General features: G+C 39.1%; 15 protein-coding genes. 14 read left to right on the top strand and 1 reads right to left on the bottom strand.

Annotated elements, in window-relative coordinates; translation table 11 throughout:
* The first annotated feature begins 93 nt into the window (after nucleotides 1-93).
* From GR160_RS03200 to GR160_RS03165, 8 genes are all read left to right on the top strand, one after another.
* Entirely contained in the window at nucleotides 94-2,265 is a 2,172-nt protein-coding gene (locus GR160_RS03200) for a S9 family peptidase (RefSeq protein ID WP_160748386.1), read from the top strand.
* A gap of 102 nt (nucleotides 2,266-2,367) precedes the next feature.
* Nucleotides 2,368-3,126 carry an alpha/beta hydrolase gene (locus GR160_RS03195; protein WP_160748385.1) on the top strand — a complete coding sequence of 253 codons (759 nt, stop codon included), beginning with the start codon at nucleotides 2,368-2,370 and terminating at the stop codon, nucleotides 3,124-3,126.
* 124 nt (nucleotides 3,127-3,250) lie between these two features.
* The gene (locus GR160_RS03190) at nucleotides 3,251-3,853 is read left to right on the top strand and encodes a hypothetical protein (RefSeq protein WP_160748384.1); all 603 of its coding nucleotides are present in this window, start codon (nucleotides 3,251-3,253) and stop codon (nucleotides 3,851-3,853) included.
* Nucleotides 3,854-3,855: 2 nt separating this feature from the next.
* On the top strand, nucleotides 3,856-4,152 hold the full coding sequence (locus GR160_RS03185; protein ID WP_160748383.1) for a transcriptional regulator: 297 nt from the start codon (nucleotides 3,856-3,858) through the stop codon (nucleotides 4,150-4,152).
* Between the two features lie 53 nt (nucleotides 4,153-4,205).
* Nucleotides 4,206-4,862: a DUF1361 domain-containing protein gene (locus GR160_RS03180; protein ID WP_160748382.1), complete on the top strand. Its 657-nt coding sequence runs from the start codon at nucleotides 4,206-4,208 to the stop codon at nucleotides 4,860-4,862.
* Nucleotides 4,863-4,909: 47 nt separating this feature from the next.
* Nucleotides 4,910-5,347, top strand: coding sequence for a hypothetical protein (locus GR160_RS03175; protein ID WP_160748381.1), 438 nt, complete (start codon nucleotides 4,910-4,912; stop codon nucleotides 5,345-5,347).
* A gap of 43 nt (nucleotides 5,348-5,390) precedes the next feature.
* Nucleotides 5,391-6,782: a cell envelope integrity protein CreD gene (gene creD, locus GR160_RS03170; RefSeq protein WP_160748380.1), complete on the top strand. Its 1,392-nt coding sequence runs from the start codon at nucleotides 5,391-5,393 to the stop codon at nucleotides 6,780-6,782.
* A 60-nt stretch (nucleotides 6,783-6,842) separates the two neighbouring features.
* Nucleotides 6,843-7,214, top strand: a complete 372-nt coding sequence (locus GR160_RS03165) for a hypothetical protein (RefSeq protein WP_160748379.1) — start codon at nucleotides 6,843-6,845, stop codon at nucleotides 7,212-7,214.
* A gap of 1 nt (nucleotide 7,215) precedes the next feature.
* Here the strand turns inward: GR160_RS03165 and GR160_RS03160 are convergent, their stop codons facing one another.
* Complete coding sequence (locus tag GR160_RS03160) at nucleotides 7,216-8,772, bottom strand: hypothetical protein (RefSeq protein ID WP_160748378.1); 1,557 nt, start codon at nucleotides 8,770-8,772, stop codon at nucleotides 7,216-7,218.
* Between the two features lie 269 nt (nucleotides 8,773-9,041).
* Here GR160_RS03160 and GR160_RS03155 point away from each other — a divergent pair, with 269 nt between their 5' ends.
* From GR160_RS03155 to GR160_RS03130, 6 genes are all read left to right on the top strand, one after another.
* On the top strand, nucleotides 9,042-10,208 hold the full coding sequence (locus GR160_RS03155) for a 2-isopropylmalate synthase (protein WP_160748377.1): 1,167 nt from the start codon (nucleotides 9,042-9,044) through the stop codon (nucleotides 10,206-10,208).
* Nucleotides 10,209-10,213: 5 nt separating this feature from the next.
* Nucleotides 10,214-11,596 carry a 3-isopropylmalate dehydratase large subunit gene (leuC, locus tag GR160_RS03150; protein ID WP_160748376.1) on the top strand — a complete coding sequence of 461 codons (1,383 nt, stop codon included), beginning with the start codon at nucleotides 10,214-10,216 and terminating at the stop codon, nucleotides 11,594-11,596.
* Nucleotide 11,597: 1 nt separating this feature from the next.
* On the top strand, nucleotides 11,598-12,176 hold the full coding sequence (leuD, locus tag GR160_RS03145; protein ID WP_160748375.1) for a 3-isopropylmalate dehydratase small subunit: 579 nt from the start codon (nucleotides 11,598-11,600) through the stop codon (nucleotides 12,174-12,176).
* A 1-nt stretch (nucleotide 12,177) separates the two neighbouring features.
* Nucleotides 12,178-13,290 carry a 3-isopropylmalate dehydrogenase gene (gene leuB, locus GR160_RS03140; protein WP_160748374.1) on the top strand — a complete coding sequence of 371 codons (1,113 nt, stop codon included), beginning with the start codon at nucleotides 12,178-12,180 and terminating at the stop codon, nucleotides 13,288-13,290.
* Nucleotides 13,290-14,153, top strand: a complete 864-nt coding sequence (locus GR160_RS03135) for a branched-chain amino acid transaminase (protein ID WP_160748373.1) — start codon at nucleotides 13,290-13,292, stop codon at nucleotides 14,151-14,153. Before leuB ends, GR160_RS03135 begins: the two co-directional genes overlap by 1 nt.
* 132 nt (nucleotides 14,154-14,285) lie before the next feature.
* A complete protein-coding gene (locus GR160_RS03130) occupies nucleotides 14,286-17,585 on the top strand; it encodes a glycosyl hydrolase (protein WP_160748372.1) in 3,300 nt (1,099 codons plus the stop codon).
* The last annotated feature ends 86 nt before the right edge of the window (nucleotides 17,586-17,671 follow it).

Below are 17,671 nucleotides of genomic sequence, written 5' to 3'. Positions count from 1 at the left end.
AATACGTTAAAGTCTAAAATAGAAAATGAAGCTTCAATAATTCTGTACAAGCCAACTTATTATTTAAATTAGCTTTTTAAAATTATAGCGATAATGAAAAAAATTTTATGGCTCTTCCTGCTTAGCGGAATGGCAGCCACAGCACAAAAAAACCTGACAATACAGGAAGCAACCTTAGGCCAATATCAGGCTTTTGCCCCTAAAAGCCTTGTGGCACCGCACTGGAGACCTGACAATCATACTATAACCTACCTTGACGACACTTATGGCAAATTGATGCAGCGCAGCGAGGCAAACAAATGGGCTGAGAGTGTTTTAGCAACCAAAGAAGATATAGCTGGTGCTCTTAAAACTAAATTCAACAACGATACTTTTAATTTAAGAATGTTTCCATATACCTATATATGGAAGGATAAAAATTCTATACAATTTGAAATAGGCGGAGAAAAATCAAGCTATTTAGTGGTTTATGATATTGAGAAAAAAACTCTTATCAATGCTGTAGCAACCAATTCTGATGCTGCAAATTCAGTGCTATCTCCCAACGGAACATCTTCTGCATGGCTTAAAGAAAATAACATTATAATAAGCAAAGCATCAGGAAACACTGAGGTTACAAAAGATACCGATAAAGGTATTGTAAATGGTAGTGACTATGTTCATCGTCAGGAATTTGGTATAGACCGTGGCATGTGGTGGAGCCCGGACAGCAACAAGTTATTGTACTACCGAAAAGACGAAACCATGGTAGCCAATTTTCCTTTAGTGCAGTGGGATGAACGCATTGCTAAGGCTAAAGAGATTAAATATCCTATGGCAGGTATGAAAAGCGAAGAGGTGACACTTGTGGTTTTTGATACCACTCAAAACAAATATGTTACACTTAAAACCGAAGGGCCTAAAGAGCAGTTCCTTACTACCGTTACATGGTCTCCTGACAGCAAATATATTTATGTAGGGGTGCTTAACCGTGAGCAAAACTACTTAAAACTAAACAAATATGACGCTGCAACCGGAAACCTTTCTAAAACATTGTTTGAAGAAAAAGCTACCACATATGTAGAGCCTTTGCACAACTTAACTTTTGTTCCCGGTAAAAATGACCAATTTTTATACAGAAGCGAGAAAGAAGGCTATGAACAACTGTATTTGTACAATACTGACGGTAAGCTAATAAAAAAGTTAGGCTATAAAGATGTGGTGATCACTGAATTTTTAGGCTTTGATAGCAATGCAAAAAATGTATTTTATATAGGAACTGCTAACAACGGCCTTGACAGGCAATTATATAAGGCAGAACTGTCATCGGGGAAAACCACGCAGATAACAACAGGATCCGGCACGCATGAGGCATTGGTTAGTAGCGACGGGGCATTTGTTTTAGATAATTTTAGCGCACTTAACACTGCTAATAATGTATCGGTTATAAACGTAAAAAATAAAAAATCAGAAACATTATTTAATGCCGAAAATCCATATGCCGGTAAAACCATTTTACCTAAAATTGAATTTGTTACGGTAACATCTGCCGATGGAAAAACCCCGCTTAACGGTAGGCTGATCTATCCTGCAAATTTTGATGCCACTAAGAAATATCCGGTAATGGTGTATGTTTACGGAGGGCCACATGCACAGCTTGTAACCAATAACTGGCTTGGCGGTGCACGATTGTTTGATGTATACATGGCTCAGCAGGGATATTTGGTGTTTACTGTAGACAATCGTGGCAGCGATGCCCGAGGCCGTGATTTTGAGCATGTGGTACACCGAAACCTGGGGGTTAATGAAATGGCAGACCAAATTAAAGGTGTGGAATTTCTTAAAGGCAAAGCTTTTGTAGACCAAAACAAAATTGGTGTATATGGCTGGAGTTTTGGTGGCTTTATGGCAACATCCTTAATGCTTGACCATGCTGATATTTTTAAAGTGGGTGTAGCAGGTGGCCCAGTGTGCGACTGGAAATATTATGAGGTTATGTATGGCGAACGCTATATGGATACCCCACAGGAAAACCCTGAAGGCTATGAAAAAACAAACGTAATTAAAAAAGCACCTAAATTACAGGGAAGATTGCTTGTAATTCATGGGGCGCAGGATAATGTTGTGGTTCAGCAACACAGTATGGAGTTTATTGAAGCGTGCATTAAAGCAGGAAAACAGGTAGACTACTTTTTGTATCCTACCCACGAACACAATGTGAGAGGCAAAGACAGAGTACACCTCAACCAAAAAATTGCCGATTATTTTGATACACATTTAAAATAAAATTTTAACAAGGCCGCCCGAAATATCAATTTCGGGCGGTTTTTATTATAAATTCATACTAAGATCTATCCCTATAAATTTTTATTGATGTATTTTCAGGACATGAAAACTGAAAATACAAAAAGGGCTGATATTGGCAGTGTATCTGAGTTTATTATAGAGGCACCTCAACTGAAGCGCAATAAAACCATTTGGGTGTATCTGCCTTATAATTATGAGCAAAATAGACAGCATTACCCTGTAATATACATGCACGACGGGCAGAATGTATTTGACCATGCCGAAAACGAAAAACACGAGTGGCATGCTGAAGACAAGCTAAACGATTTGCATTCACAGTCAATTATAATAGGTATAGAACATGGTGGGAGTACTCACCGCATAGACGAGATGACTCCCTATAAAAATGAGAAATATGGTGGAGGTCATGCCGATGATTACCTCGATTTTATAGTAAACACGCTTAAACCATATGTTGATGCCAATTATAAGACCCTGCCTGATACAGCAAACACTACAATATTTGGCAGCTCTGTAGGTGGATTAATATCGTTTTATGCTTTGCTTAAATTCCCAGATGTTTTTGGCAATGCCGGTGTATTCTCTCCTTCGTTTTGGTTTAGCGATGAGATATTTAAACTCATACAAACCATTGAGACTATAACAGGGCGTATATATTTTATGGCGGGAGACCACGAAAGCACCAATATGGTTCCTGATATTGAACACATAGAGCAACTAGTTTTGGAAAGGGTACAAAGTTCGGCACAGGTACACAAAAAAGTTGTCCACAATGGCAGGCATAACGAAAAACTATGGCGCAGGGAATTTGCCGATGCCTATATATGGCTGTTGGGATAGTTTTTTTAGATTGCCGGATTTCTTTACACCCTCTCTAAAAGTTTATTTTTGAGTAAAAATTCTTCCTCTCCCCCATTGTCATTCCAAATATTATATTTTACTTTGCGATTCAAAGTACTTTAAAATGGAAAATTACTTAAAGGATATTCAGGATATTAAAAAAATGATGGACAGGTCTACCCAGTTCATTTCCCTTAGTGGTCTTTCAGGCATTTTGGCCGGAATCTATGCATTGACCGGGGCATTTTTTATAAAGTACATTGCAAATCTTAACTATGGCTATGTTACTTTAGAAAGCTATTCGTTTAGACTTATCCTCATCATTGCCCTGGCAATTCTTGCTTTATCTGTAGGCACTGCATTTTTGCTTACTTTCAAAAAGGCAAAAAAGCATGGTGAAACAGTATGGAACAGTACTTCTAAAAGGCTGGCAATAAACTTTCTTATACCATTGTTTACAGGCGGTATATTCTCACTTCTCCTTATAAAAAATCAATATTACGGACTTATAGCTCCCGTTACCCTAATATTTTACGGGCTTGCCTGCATCAATGCCAGCAAATATACGCTTCGCGATGTGCGCTATTTAGGCCTCACCATTGTGATTATTGGCCTCCTTGCCACTTGGTTTATGGGCTACGGACTTGAGTTTTGGGCACTGGGGTTTGGTGTGTGCCACATAGTGTACGGATCTGTAATGCATTATAAATACGACCGTAAACAATAGTTTTGAAAAATATTTTACAACATATAAACAAAGCATTCGATCACCGTATTCGTTTGGGTATTATGAGCATACTTATGGTTAATGAGTATGCCGATTTTAATACACTCAAAGAATTGCTTGGCGTTACCGACGGCAATCTGGCAAGTCATGCCAAAGCGCTTGAAACAGAAAACTATATTATGATAGAAAAACAGTTTATAGGGAAGAAACCTAACACCCGCTATATGGCCACCAAAGAAGGTCGTAAGGCATTTAAAGACCATATTGACGCGCTTGAAAAACTGATACAAAAACAGTAGCATTTTTTTATTCTTTTACTTTGAAAAACAAAGTACTTTTAAAAATATAAATTATGAAAACAATTCAACAACCAATCAATCAAACGGTTAGCAGGCCATCAATGCTTATGCTGCTTGCAGGCTTTTGCATGGCACTATTGCTTCTACGGGCAAAACTTACCCAAAGCATTTACCTGTTTTTTCTTATATGGAATTTGTTTTTAGCATACACACCATTAGCACTAACATATTTTTTAATCTTTAAAAGAACTTTAATTAAAAAATGGTACTTCTACCCTGCCTTTATATGTTGGCTATTGGTATTGCCTAATGCCCCATATATAATTACCGATTTTATACACCTCTATAAAGATTCAGCCATACCTGTTTGGTTCGATATATTGCTTATAGCATCTTTCACACTATGTGGGTTATTGTTTGGGCTTGCTTCTATGAAAAATATGCACCGCATGCTGTCTATAAAGTTTAATAATAATATAGCAAACGTAGTGCTTGGCATTAGCAGCCTGCTATCGGGGTTTGGTATTTACTTAGGCCGTTTTTTAAGATATAACAGTTGGGATGTGTTGCACAAACCGCTTGCGCTTACAGCAGATATTTTTAACAGCCTGTTTGCTAATGAAACTTACAAAGCAGCTTGGGGAATTACGCTTGGGTTTGGTACGTTGCTGTACCTGCTCTTCCGCCTTTATTATGAACCTGAAAAATAAAAAAATTTATCCATCTACTTTGAAATTCAAAGTAAAAACTAATGCTTATGAAAACAATGAAAGAAAAGATCGAGGCTGTTCGAATAGAATTTGAACGCAAAAAGAAGAAAACAACCGCCCTACAACTAATAAAATACCCGAAAGACAGTTTGGGGCACAACTTAGGTAAACACCTGCTCGACACCAACTATGGCACTAATGTTACAGCCGAAAAAGAAGACGTCTATCAACTGCTTATAGCACGCGGAGAGGTATCCGTTAAAGAAGATATAGCCACGCAGTTTTACATTTTTGGTAATGGTAGCAATAGCCTCCGCACGCTGCTTGCTATGATGGTGGGCATTGCATTATGCCCGTTTTATGCAGCATATTTTTATAAACGATACAAGGAGGGCAAAGAAGCACTACGCTTTTATGACGTAGACCATTTTGGCATGTTGCACCTGCCTGTGGAAAGAATTAAAGACACTTTTTTGATACGATAATAACAAGACCATATAATAACCATTTAATCTAAAATTAATTTTTATGGAAACCAATCAAAACACCAATCAAGACCAGCCTCAGTATCAATATCCTGAGCCACAAAAAATTAATATCTTTCAGTCAACAACAGCCCGGGTTATCCTAGTAGGATTGTTAACACTTGTACTGCTTATCCCACTGCAGTTTGTTAAAAGCCTGATATTTGAAAGAGCGGCTTTACAGGATGATGTGGCAAATGAAATTGCTAAAAAATGGGGTGGCAGCGTGTATTTTTACGGTCCTGTACTTAAAGTACCCTACAAAGTAGTTACAGAAACCGAGGTAACGGATCAAACTACTAAAAAGGTAACAGTGCAACGCACAATGTCTACGGATTATGCCTACTTTTTTCCTGAAAAACTGGAGATAAACTCTAATGCAAAGACTGACACCAAGTATCGTAACAATTATAAGGCAACGGTGTTTAACAATCGCATGGAGATAAAGGGTCACTATCCTACTCCCGACTTCAGTTCGCAAAACATTGCTCCGGAAAATATAGAGTGGGAAAAAGCCAGTGTACTTATAAATACTAACAACCTCAAAAGTATTAAAGGTGCTGTAAATGTAAACTTTAATGGAAACCAATATGCATTTGAGCCTGTTGCTAAAGAAAACGAATCTGATAGTGTAGCAACCCTTGAAACAAAGGCCATAAACATACAGCAGGCTTTTGATGGCACCATGCCTTTTAATCTAAATATAACCTATGACGGCAGCAGGCAAATAGATATTGTACCTATAGGTAAACTTACCGAGGCTACTATGGCATCTAACTGGCCATCGCCAAGTTTTGACGGTAATTTTTTACCCGAAGACAAAAAGGTTACTAATAGCGGATTCACAGCCTACTGGAAAGTTTCGCACCTTAACAGGCCGTTCATGCAACAGTATTTTTCAGTGCTTCCAAACCTGGAACGCTATACGTTTGATGTAAAATTTATAATCCCTGTAGATGAATACCAGCAAAATGAACGTGCTTCAAAATACGGGTTCTTAGTTATCGGGCTCACATTCCTTATCTTTTTCCTTATTCAGAGTATCAGCAAAATAAGCATACATATTTTTCAGTACAGCATGGTTGGACTGGCACTTATAATGTTTTATACACTGCTAATATCTATTACAGAGCACAGTAGCTTTAAATTGGCCTATCTTGTGGCAGGCATTGCTGTTGTGGTAATGATAGGCACTTACTCAATATCAATCCTGAAAAATAAAAAGTTCCCGCTGTTTATAGCTACATCGTTAACAGCATTATACAGCTTTATTTATATCATTATTCAGCTTGAAAAATATGCACTATTGGCGGGCAGTATCGGTCTGTTCTTTATTCTTGGGGCAGTAATGTTCGTGTCAAGAAAAATAGACTGGAATAACACGAAACAAGTTTAAGTAAATCAATTTTCAAACCTCTGTGGCAGGGGCTACAGAGGTTTAAAAAATCTAAAATATATGGAACAACTTATACTTTTCACATGTGCTCAGGTAACTTTTATTTTGATGTTGTTGTGTATAAAGAAACACTTTAGCAATACAATGATCAGCTTGCTTGCTTCAATATTTTTCTACATTAGCATTATAATAATGGTGTTGTACACTAATTATATTTTTAAAAGCAGGCTTGACGCTTTCGACCTCAACAGGGATGGCTTATTTACTGAAAATGAAATAAATACTGATCAACAAAAGGCCATGAAAGCAGTAATAGCTGATACCGGCCGCACTTTAGCACCTTTTACAGGTATTATATTCTCCGCTTTATACTTTGCAATAATAAGGATATTATTAGCCGCTTTAAGACGTAAAAAAACTACTCAAAGCTAAACTATACCTTGTGCTTTCCTGCTACCTTGCGGGCTATAACATCGGCAATGGGTTCTCCGTTAATGTGGCCTTCCAGCCACGACAGAAGATCAAGATATAAAAATGCCCTGCGCTCAAAAGGATGATTTTCATACTGGCTCAAAATTGCATGAAACCTCCTGAACTCATCTTTAATATGCAGTGGCGATATTTGCGGCAGGCTTTCCAAAAAGCCCATCAATGCACGTTGCACTTCATGCAAGTGGTTCATTTTGCTTAAAAATATGCGTGTAGATTTTATAAGAGCCTCAAGCCTGTAGTCCTGCCCAGCCTCATAATGCGCGGCAAGATTTAGTATCATGGTAAAGCAAACCAAGTCTTCACGCAATGGAGTGCTTTTGTTATCAATAATCTTTTTAAGAAAATAAATACACTTATCATATTTTCTGTTCCCAAAATAAAGGCAGGCCATTTTATAATATAATATCATAATATGGTGGTCGTCTACCTTATCCCTGTAGCGTTCAATCTTTTTATTAATGGTGTCCAACAGCTCTTCACCATCAGTATATTCGGCTTTCATAAACCTTAAATTCAGTTTATTAGAATACACATATAAAAAAGACAATACCATAATATTATCATCCTCAGGAATATCGGTACTGGTAAGCAATAATTCAAAATCGTTGAGGGCAGTTTCAAACTGTTTTACACGATTTAGGTAAAACAACGATTCTAATACATAATGATGCCCTTTTATATAAAACACCGGGTGCACCGTTATTAAATGTGGTGCCTTGTCAAACAATGCAACCCACTTACTGGCATATTTATAGCACGACACAAAATCCTGAATTATAAAACTGTACCAAACATAAGCCTGGCAATACCAAAGCTTTTCCCTAAAGCCCAAACGCTTTTCATCATATTCCGGCAAATGATCAAAGAAATATGCAGACACTTCGTCTTTTTCTTCGGGTGTACGCACATAACCATTCTTTAAAAAAATGTTATACAAATACAGCGTAAGGTTAGAGAGCTCGCTTGCGATAGTATTAAGGTGCGTAAGCTCATTGGTTTGCTCAATAAGCAATTCGGCACGATTGGGACGGCTGCGGGTAATGTATTGCGACTCTATTATCTTTTCGAGGTCTAAAATTTCGTATCCAATGTTCTTCTCTTCATACAGCAGTGCAAGGGTTTTTATCTTTTCAAGCACTTTCAGGCTTTGCTGATAGAGTCCTTTACGGTACAATATCATGGCAAAATCAAGCTGCTCCCTTATCTGCAACGGCACACTCCGTACTGATGGGTTAAGCCGAAGGCTGGTAAGTATCTGGTTGTACAGGTGCGACTTTATATTAGATAGTTGCTGCTTGGTAATATCAGTACTGTTAAGTATAGCGGCCTCATCATACTTTGTCTGGGTACACAAAATTTTAAACAGGCTTATAAATTTGCTCTCGCTGTTCATCGCTACCCGGCCGGCATAAAGCGAGAACTGCCTCTTTTCTGAAGCAGTAAGCGACTTTACAAGCGCAAAAAGATTATCGGTTAATTCGTTGTTATTCTTGATCATTATACTTTAATAACGACTATGCTTTCAACTGTCGTATATCAATCCGAAATTTAGCTAATTTTCATCATAAATCATATATCATCGAAGCTACTGTTTAAAACATTTTAAAATACTTTTTTTAAGCATCGTAATAAAAATAAGCTTAAAAAACTATAAATCAAAAACTTAAAAAATAATTATGCACGCCTAACATCGTAAAACTACTTTTAATACAAACCGCTATTTGTTATGTATCAAATAATTTAGCTACATACAAAAACTATGATGAGATGGATTACGTAGAAATTTTTGATACTACCCTAAGAGACGGCGAACAGGTACCGGGCTGTAAATTAAATACAGGCCAGAAACTGCGTATTGCCGAACAGCTTGATACATTGGGTGTTGATGTTATAGAAGCTGGTTTCCCGGTTTCGAGTCCTGGTGATTTTCAGTCGGTCACAGAGATTGCCAAACTGGTAAAGAATGCTACCGTGTGCGGACTTACCCGTGCCGTGGAAAAAGATATTGAAGTTGCTGCAGAAGCCCTTAAATATGCCAAACGGCCGAGGATACATACCGGTATTGGCACGTCTGAATCGCATATAAAATATAAGTTCAATACTACTCCTGATAAGATATTGGAGCGTGCTTTTCAGGCTGTTTCTTACGCCAAAAGCTTTGTAGAAGATGTAGAGTTTTATGCCGAAGATGCCGGACGAACGGATAACGAATTTCTTGCAAAAGTGTGCAGCGTTGCCGTAAAGGCGGGTGCTACAGTGCTTAATATTCCTGATACCACAGGCTATTGCCTGCCGGACGAATACGGAGCTAAAATTAAATACCTTAAAGAACATGTAGAGGGCATTGATAAAGTGCGCCTGTCGTGCCATTGCCATAACGACCTAGGCCTTGCCACCGCCAATGCTATTGCGGGTGTTATTAATGGTGCAAGGCAAATAGAGTGTACCGTAAACGGCATAGGCGAACGCGCGGGTAACACATCTTTGGAAGAAGTGGTAATGATACTCCGCCAGCATCCTAAATTAAACCTTAATACCCATATAGACACCAAACGCCTGTTGAGCATCAGTAAAATGGTTGCCGAAGAAATGGGCATGATTGTTCAGGCCAATAAAGCCATAGTGGGCGAAAATGCCTTTGCACACAGCAGCGGCATCCACCAGGATGGGGTTATAAAAAACCGCGAAACCTACGAGATTATTAACCCAGCCGATGTGGGCGTTAACGAGTCTTCTATTATCTTAACCGCGCGCAGCGGCAGGTCGGCACTGGCATACAGGGCTAAAAACATTGGCTACGAGTTTACTAAGTTAGACCTTGATATTATTTATTCAGAATTTATAAACTTTGCCGATACCTGCAAGGTGGTAGACGATAACCACATTCATCATATAGTAGAATTGTCAAAGAACAAGTTTCAATTAAGTATTTAAGTAAAATGAAAAAAACGCTTTTTGATAAAGTTTGGGATGCCCACGTGGTAGAGTCGGTAACAAACGGCCCCGATATTTTATATATAGACAAGCACCTAATACACGAGGTTACCAGTCCGCAGGCTTTTAACGAGCTTGAGGAGCGCGGCATACCGCTTTTTCGACCTAAAAAAATTGTTGCCACGGCAGACCATAACACCCCTACCCTTAACCAGCATTTGCCCATTAAGGATGAAATGTCGCGCAAACAAATAGAAGAACTTACAATCAACTGCCATAAAAACAACATAGAGTTTTATGGCCTTGGGCATAAATACAACGGCATTGTGCACGTTATAGCACCGGAGCTTGGCATAACACAGCCGGGCATGACCATTGTATGCGGAGACAGCCACACCAGTACCCATGGGGCTTTTGGCACCATAGCCTTTGGTATTGGCACCAGCCAGGTAGCACAGGTATTTGCAAGCCAGTGCCTGCTGCTGGAAAAGCCTTTAAAAATGCGCATTAATGTAAACGGCAAACTTAAAAAAGGTGTATTGCCTAAAGATGTTATACTGTATATTATAGCCAAACTTGGCACGAACTCGGGCACAGGATATTTTTGCGAATATGCAGGCAATGTTTTCCGTGAAATGTCTATGGAAGGCCGCATGACCGTGTGCAACATGAGCATTGAAATGGGTGCCCGCGGAGGCCTTATTGCTCCTGACGAAACTACATTTGAGTATGTGGCAGGACGGGAGTTTGCCCCTAAAGGCGAAGAGTTTGATGCAAAGGTAGCCTACTGGAAAACCCTTGTTACCGATGAAGGCGCTGTATTTGACAAAGAGATTGATATTGATGCCGAAGAAATAGAGCCAATGCTAACCTATGGCACTAACCCGGGCATGGGTATAAAAATAGGCGATACGATTCCGCAAAGCACCGAAGCCAGTACCGATAAGGCATTGGCTTATATGGGTTTTGACTCGGGGCAGTCTTTGTTAGGCACTCCTATAAACTACATTTTTATAGGCAGCTGTACCAACTCACGCATAGAAGATTTCAGGACTGTGGCAGAATATATTAACGGCAAACGCAAGGCCGATAATGTAACCGCGCTTATAGTGCCGGGTTCGCAGCAGGTAGCCAGCGAAATGAAAGCTGAAGGGCTTTATAAAATATTTGAAGACGCAGGTTTTCAGGTACGCCAGCCGGGCTGTTCGGCATGCCTTGCCATGAACGATGATAAAATTCCGGCCGAAGAATACTGCGTTTCTACCAGCAACCGCAACTTTGAAGGCCGTCAGGGTCCCGGTGCACGTACCATACTGGCAAGCCCGCTTACAGCTGCTGCCATAGCCATTGAAGGAAAAATTATAGACTTTACCAAAAACCTGAATTAGCATGCAAAAGTTTACAACACTTACCGATGTGGCCATGACGCTAAACATTGAAAATGTGGATACCGACCAGATTATACCGGCACGCTTTTTAAAATCGACCGATAAGAAAGGTTTTGGCGCTAACCTGTTCAGGGACTGGAAATATATAAAAGACGAAGAACTCAACCCCACCTTTGCACTCAACAACCAACAGCACGGGCCTATATTAATTACGGGTAACAATTTTGGCTGCGGTTCGAGTCGCGAGCATGCGGCGTGGGCATTGTCAGGGTTTGGGTTTAAAGTAATTGTATCAAGCTATTTTGCCGATATTTTTAAAGGCAACTGCCTTAACAACAGCCTACTGCCATTACAGGTTAGTCCTGAATATTTAAAATTCCTTTTCGATACATTAGAACAGAACCCAGCCGAGCCGGTAACCGTGAACCTTGAAGAGCAAACCATTAGCTGTGCCGGAAAACAGGAAAGTTTCGAAATCAATAACTACAAAAAAATATGCTTGATAAACGGTTATGATGATATCGATTTTTTACTGAGCAAACTGGATGCCATTACACAATTTGAAGAAAAATATAGTTAATATGCAATTAAATATAGCTGTTTTAGCCGGAGACGGCATTGGCCCGGAGGTTACAAACGAAGCCATTAAAATACTCAAAGCTGTTGCAACGCGCTTTGAACACAACTTTACTTTTAGCCATGCCCTATTGGGAGCCTGTGCTATAGATAAATATAATGAGCCGCTACCTAACGATACCCTTGAAACCTGCCTTGCCGCAGATGCGGTGCTTCTTGGGGCGGTAGGCCACCCTAAGTATGACAATAACCCCGATGCACCTGTACGCCCGGAACAGGGCTTGCTTGCCATTCGCAAGGCGTTGCAATTGTTTGCAAATATTCGCCCTATAACCATTTACGATAAGTTGATAGAGCAGTCACCACTAAAGGCAGACCGCATTGCGGGGGTAGATATTTCTATTTACCGCGAACTTACGGGAGGTATTTATTTTGGCGAAAAGCATTTAAGCGAAGATAAAACCGTAGCTTCCGACCTGTGTTCCTATTCGGTACAGGAGATAGAACAAATTACCCACATGGCCTTTAAGGCTGCACAAAACAGGCGTAAGAAAGTTACGCTGGTAGACAAGGCAAACGTACTGGAAACATCGCGCCTGTGGCGCAGGGTGGTTGGCCAGATAGCAACCCAATATCCTGATATAGCTTTAGACTTTTTATTTGTTGACAATGCTGCCATGCAGTTAATATTAAACCCTAAACAGTTTGATGTAATGCTTACCGAGAATATGTTTGGCGATATACTATCAGACGAGGCTAGTGTAATTGGTGGCAGTATTGGCCTTGCAGCATCGGCATCTGTAGGCGATAAGTACAGTTTGTTTGAGCCTATACATGGCTCATACCCTGCCGCTACAGGCAAAGGCATTGCCAACCCGGTGGCCTCTATACTTTCGGCCGCGTTGCTTTTAGAGCATTTTGACCTTTATGATGAGGCAACTGCCATTAAAGAAGCGGTATCTACAAGTATTGAGCAGGATTTTTGCACTACGGATATTAACCCTGAAAGCACCTACAGCACAAGTGATGTGGGCAGCTTTATAGAAAGCCTGATTTTAGGCAATGAAACTTTTACTAACAGTACTAATGTAGCCCTTGGCAAATCAACAATTATATAATGTATTATAACGAAAATACCATTGTTTACTTAAATGGTGAGTGGCTCCCTTCGGCTCAGGCAAACGTGAGCCTGTACAACCAGACCATGCATTACGGCAATGGTATTTTTGAAGGCATAAGAGCCTATAGTACAAATAATGGCGTAAAGATTTTTAAACCGAAAGAGCACTATGAGCGTATGCTGAAATCGGCTGCGCTGATGCACATTAAAACCGATTATACGGTTGAACAGCTGACTTATTTAAGCTATGAACTGCTTGAGAAAAACGGAATGACAGATGCCTATATAAGGCCATTGTTTTATTTAGACCCTAACATGTCGTTAGTTCCTGTAGATAAAACCAATCTGTTTTTGTGTGCCTGGGAATGGGGTCGTTACCTTGGCGACAAGCTTTTGCGTATTAAAACATCCTCTTATCAGCGCCCAAACCCTAAATCGTGCCATGTTGAGGCAAAAACAGTTGGGCATTACATCAACTCAATACTTGCCACCACAGAAGCTAAACAAAACGGTTTTGACGAAGCCCTGATGCTGGATGCGGCCGGGTTTGCAGCCGAAGGTCCCGGTGCCAATTTCTTTTTTGAGAAAGACGGTGTTTTGTATACCTGTCCATTAGGCAATATACTTCCGGGAATTACACGCAATACGGTTATAGACCTGGCGAAGCAAAACGGCATTATCATACACGAAAAATTCTTTACAATTGAGGAAGTAAAAACCGCCGACAGCGCTTTTTTTACAGGAACAGCAGCTGAGATTGCCGGTATAGGTTCGTTAGATGACTATATATTCCCCATGGAGTGGAACAACAGTTTGGGAAAAAAACTTTCAGCATTGTATCAGGAAGAAGTACGGAAATAGAAAAAACACTCTTTAATAGTAAAGTTCAGTTTAAAACCTGAACTTTTTTTTGTGAAACATTTTTCAACTACAACGTTTGAATATATTTGTACAATAATAAAAAATCCCTATAATCACTCATAATTACATCCATTGAAAAAAATCTACAACAAATATTTTCTATTATTTCTGTACGGTATATCAGCTATTAGTATCTGTAACTTTTTTGTATCATGTACAGCCAAACAATCAAAAAAAATATCTGTTTTAAATTCTCTAAAGAATGGGTTTGAAATACCCCAGGATAGTACCCGAACAAAAGTATGGTGGTTTCATGGCGAAACCGAAACTACTAAAGAAGGAATTACTGCAGATTTAGAAGCATTTAAAAAAGTAGGTGTTGGCGGTGTTATATATTACGACCAAAACCATGGAAAGGCAGAAAAAGCATTAGAAGGCTTTTCTAAAGAATGGTGGGAAATGCTTCGATTTTCTGCTGAAGAAGCAAAACGTCTTGGTTTAACCTTCGAAATTCACATTTCCAACGGGTATGTTGCCGGTGGACCATGGATTGATAATGAGAACAGTATGAAACGCCTTGTTGCCACAGAAATGTTACTGGATGGAGGAAAGCGATTTACCGGCAAGTTAGCCGAACCAAAAAACAAAAGCAACTTTTATAAAGATGTTGCTGTACTGGCTTTTCCTGCAAAAAGAGGCACCGGAAAAAATTCAGCTACAGAAAAAGTAATAATTACTTCTGACAATAAAGATATAGACCTCAAAAAGCTTTTTAATCCAAGCACGGAGAGCCTTACTAAAATTGAAAGAAATGAGTCTGGTATTTACATAAACCTTCAATTTGAGGCTGACTTTGAAGCTCGAAGTATAACTTATAAAATGCAACCCCGCGGCAAAGCTACAACAAGCGCAACAAATGTGCCGGGTGCTCCTGCCAAATCTTTTGTAGGAACCGGATATCGCGTTTTACCTGATTTTGGCCAACTTGAAGTATCTGCTGATGGCATTCATTTTGAAAAGGTATGTGACCTTAAGCCTATTTACAAGGCACATGAAAGCTGGAGACAAAAAACTTTATCGTTTAGTGCCGTTAAGGCAAAATACTACAGGCTTTATTTGCACGACTGGTGGGAAGAAACAGAAAAAAATCAACAAATGATGATTAACTCCATAGTGTTAAACTCATCAGCAAAAATAGACCTCTGGGAAGAAAAAGCAGGATTATTTGCTGAATATACCGAAACATCAAAAAGTCCAAACTATAGCTCTGATGAAGTTATAGCTTCTGACAGCATAATTGACATTACCGATAAGTTAGATGCCAATGGTTTATTAAACTGGGAAGTTCCAAGCGGAAAATGGAACGTTATCCGTTTTGCCTACGAGCCTACGGGTGCTTCTATAAAACATGGAAGGTCGAACCTTTTAGGAAAGGAATGTGATAAATTGTCTGTTAAGGCAGCAAAAATTCATTGGGATAATTATGTAGGCAGAATAGCCGATTCATTAAATATTAGCGGTAGTGGGCATCTTACAGGAGTTGCCATGGACAGTCATGAGGCCGGTGCGCAAAACTGGACAGATGATTTTATTAAAGAATTTGAAACCCGTCAGGGATATAACGCTGTAAAATTTTTGCCTGCAATGGTAGGGTATGTTGTTGACGGCACAGACAAAACCGAAAGTTTTCTATTCGATGTAAGACGAAATATTGCAGATATGATATCTGATAATTACTATGGCACTTTTGATAAACTAAGCAAAGAAAGAGGACTTACATTTACTGCTCAGGCAGTTGGAAATGCCCTCTGTATAGTAGCCGATCCTATACAGGCAAAAAGCAAAGTAAGCAAACCACAGGGAGAATTTTGGGTTATACATCCGGATGGAAATTATGATATTAAAGAAAGCTCCTCATCAGCTCATTTATATGGTAAAACAATTGCGTCTGCTGAAGCTTATACAGATACAAAATATTCTAACTCACTATCTGAATTAAAGTCCCTTGCAGATTATGCCTATGCATTTGGCATAAACGAGTTTGTAATATGTGCTTCGGCTTATCAGCCATGGTTAGATAAAATTCCGGGAAGCACCGGCGGCGGACGTCATTATGCTATTAACCGAAGTAATACATGGTGGAATTACAGTAAGCCCTTTTGGGATTATCAGGCCAGAAGTGCATATCTTATGAGAATCGGGAAACCTCATGCCGATATTTGTGTATATCTTGGAGAGAATGCCCCTGTGAAAATTCTTACTTACCGCCTGCCCAATATACCGGGTGGATTTGATTTTGATGCTTTTACAACAGATGCATTAATTAACAGGATGCAGGGCGATGACGGTAAAATAGTTTTACCGGATAGAGTAAATTATAAAATGATGGTATTGCCTGAGAGTGGAGATTTAACACTGAACGCTTTACGAAAAATTGCTTCGATTGTTAAAATGGGCGGAAATGTTTTTGGCAACCGTCCCGTGAAATCTGCTTCTGCAATTGATCTTGGCAAAGATGATGAGTATCAGCAATTAGTAGCTATGCTTTGGGGTAAAGAGCCAACTGCCAAGGGGAAAATGAAAACCGGTAAAGGTTTTATATACTGGGGAATGACTTTAGAAGATGCACTTAAAGATGCACAAATTAAACCCGATGTTGTTTTAGCAAACTCCAACACTAAAGACTCCAAAATTTATTTCTGTCACAGAGAACTGCCTGACTCGGACATTTTCTTTTTGGATAATCATAAGGATGTCGAAGAAAAAAACACCTTTACTTTTAATTCTGTTAAAAAACATGCTCAATTGTGGAATCCTGTAACCGGAGAACGTTTTTCGATCGTCTCAAAAAATGGTTTGGCATCTTATGATCTAGTCTTAGCCCCAAAAGAATCATATTTTATTATATTGACAGACAACTATGAAAGGCTTCCTGTTAAACAGTTTGACAACGAACCTGATAAAGTACTAATGCTTAACGACTCATGGAACGTATTTTTTGATAAAAAAATGGGAGGCCCGGGCAACGTTAAATTTGACTCTTTAACAGACTGGACAAAATCAAGTATTCCTGGTATAAAATATTACTCGGGTACAGCTATTTATTCAAAAGATATAAGTTTAAAGAATAAAAATAAAAAAGTATGTATTGAAACCGGCAATCCAGACTTTATAACAGAGGTTAAAATCAATGGAAAAAGTGCCGGAATAATATGGTGCTCACCATGGCAACTTGATATTACAAACTTTTTAAGCAATGGAAAAAACACTATCGAAATTCATGTGGCAAATTCTCTGATGAACAGAATGATCTATGATAGTCAGCTTTTAGAAAAAGACAGGATTACTTACTCGTATCCGGAAATTGTTCAACCAAATGACAAATTAGAACCATCAGGTTTAACAGAAGTAAAATTATTAATGTATGAATAGTTAAAAAAGTGCCGTTTAATAGCTAGGCTATTAAACGGCACTTTTTTAATCCAGATTATGTATAACTGAGTGATGTTTAAAAACAG

Origin of the sequence: Flavobacterium sp. Sd200, from assembly GCF_009826935.1 — a bacterium.
In the GTDB taxonomy this organism is placed as follows: Bacteria; Bacteroidota; Bacteroidia; order Flavobacteriales; family Flavobacteriaceae; genus Flavobacterium.
This window is presented reverse-complemented; position numbering and strand designations above follow the sequence as displayed.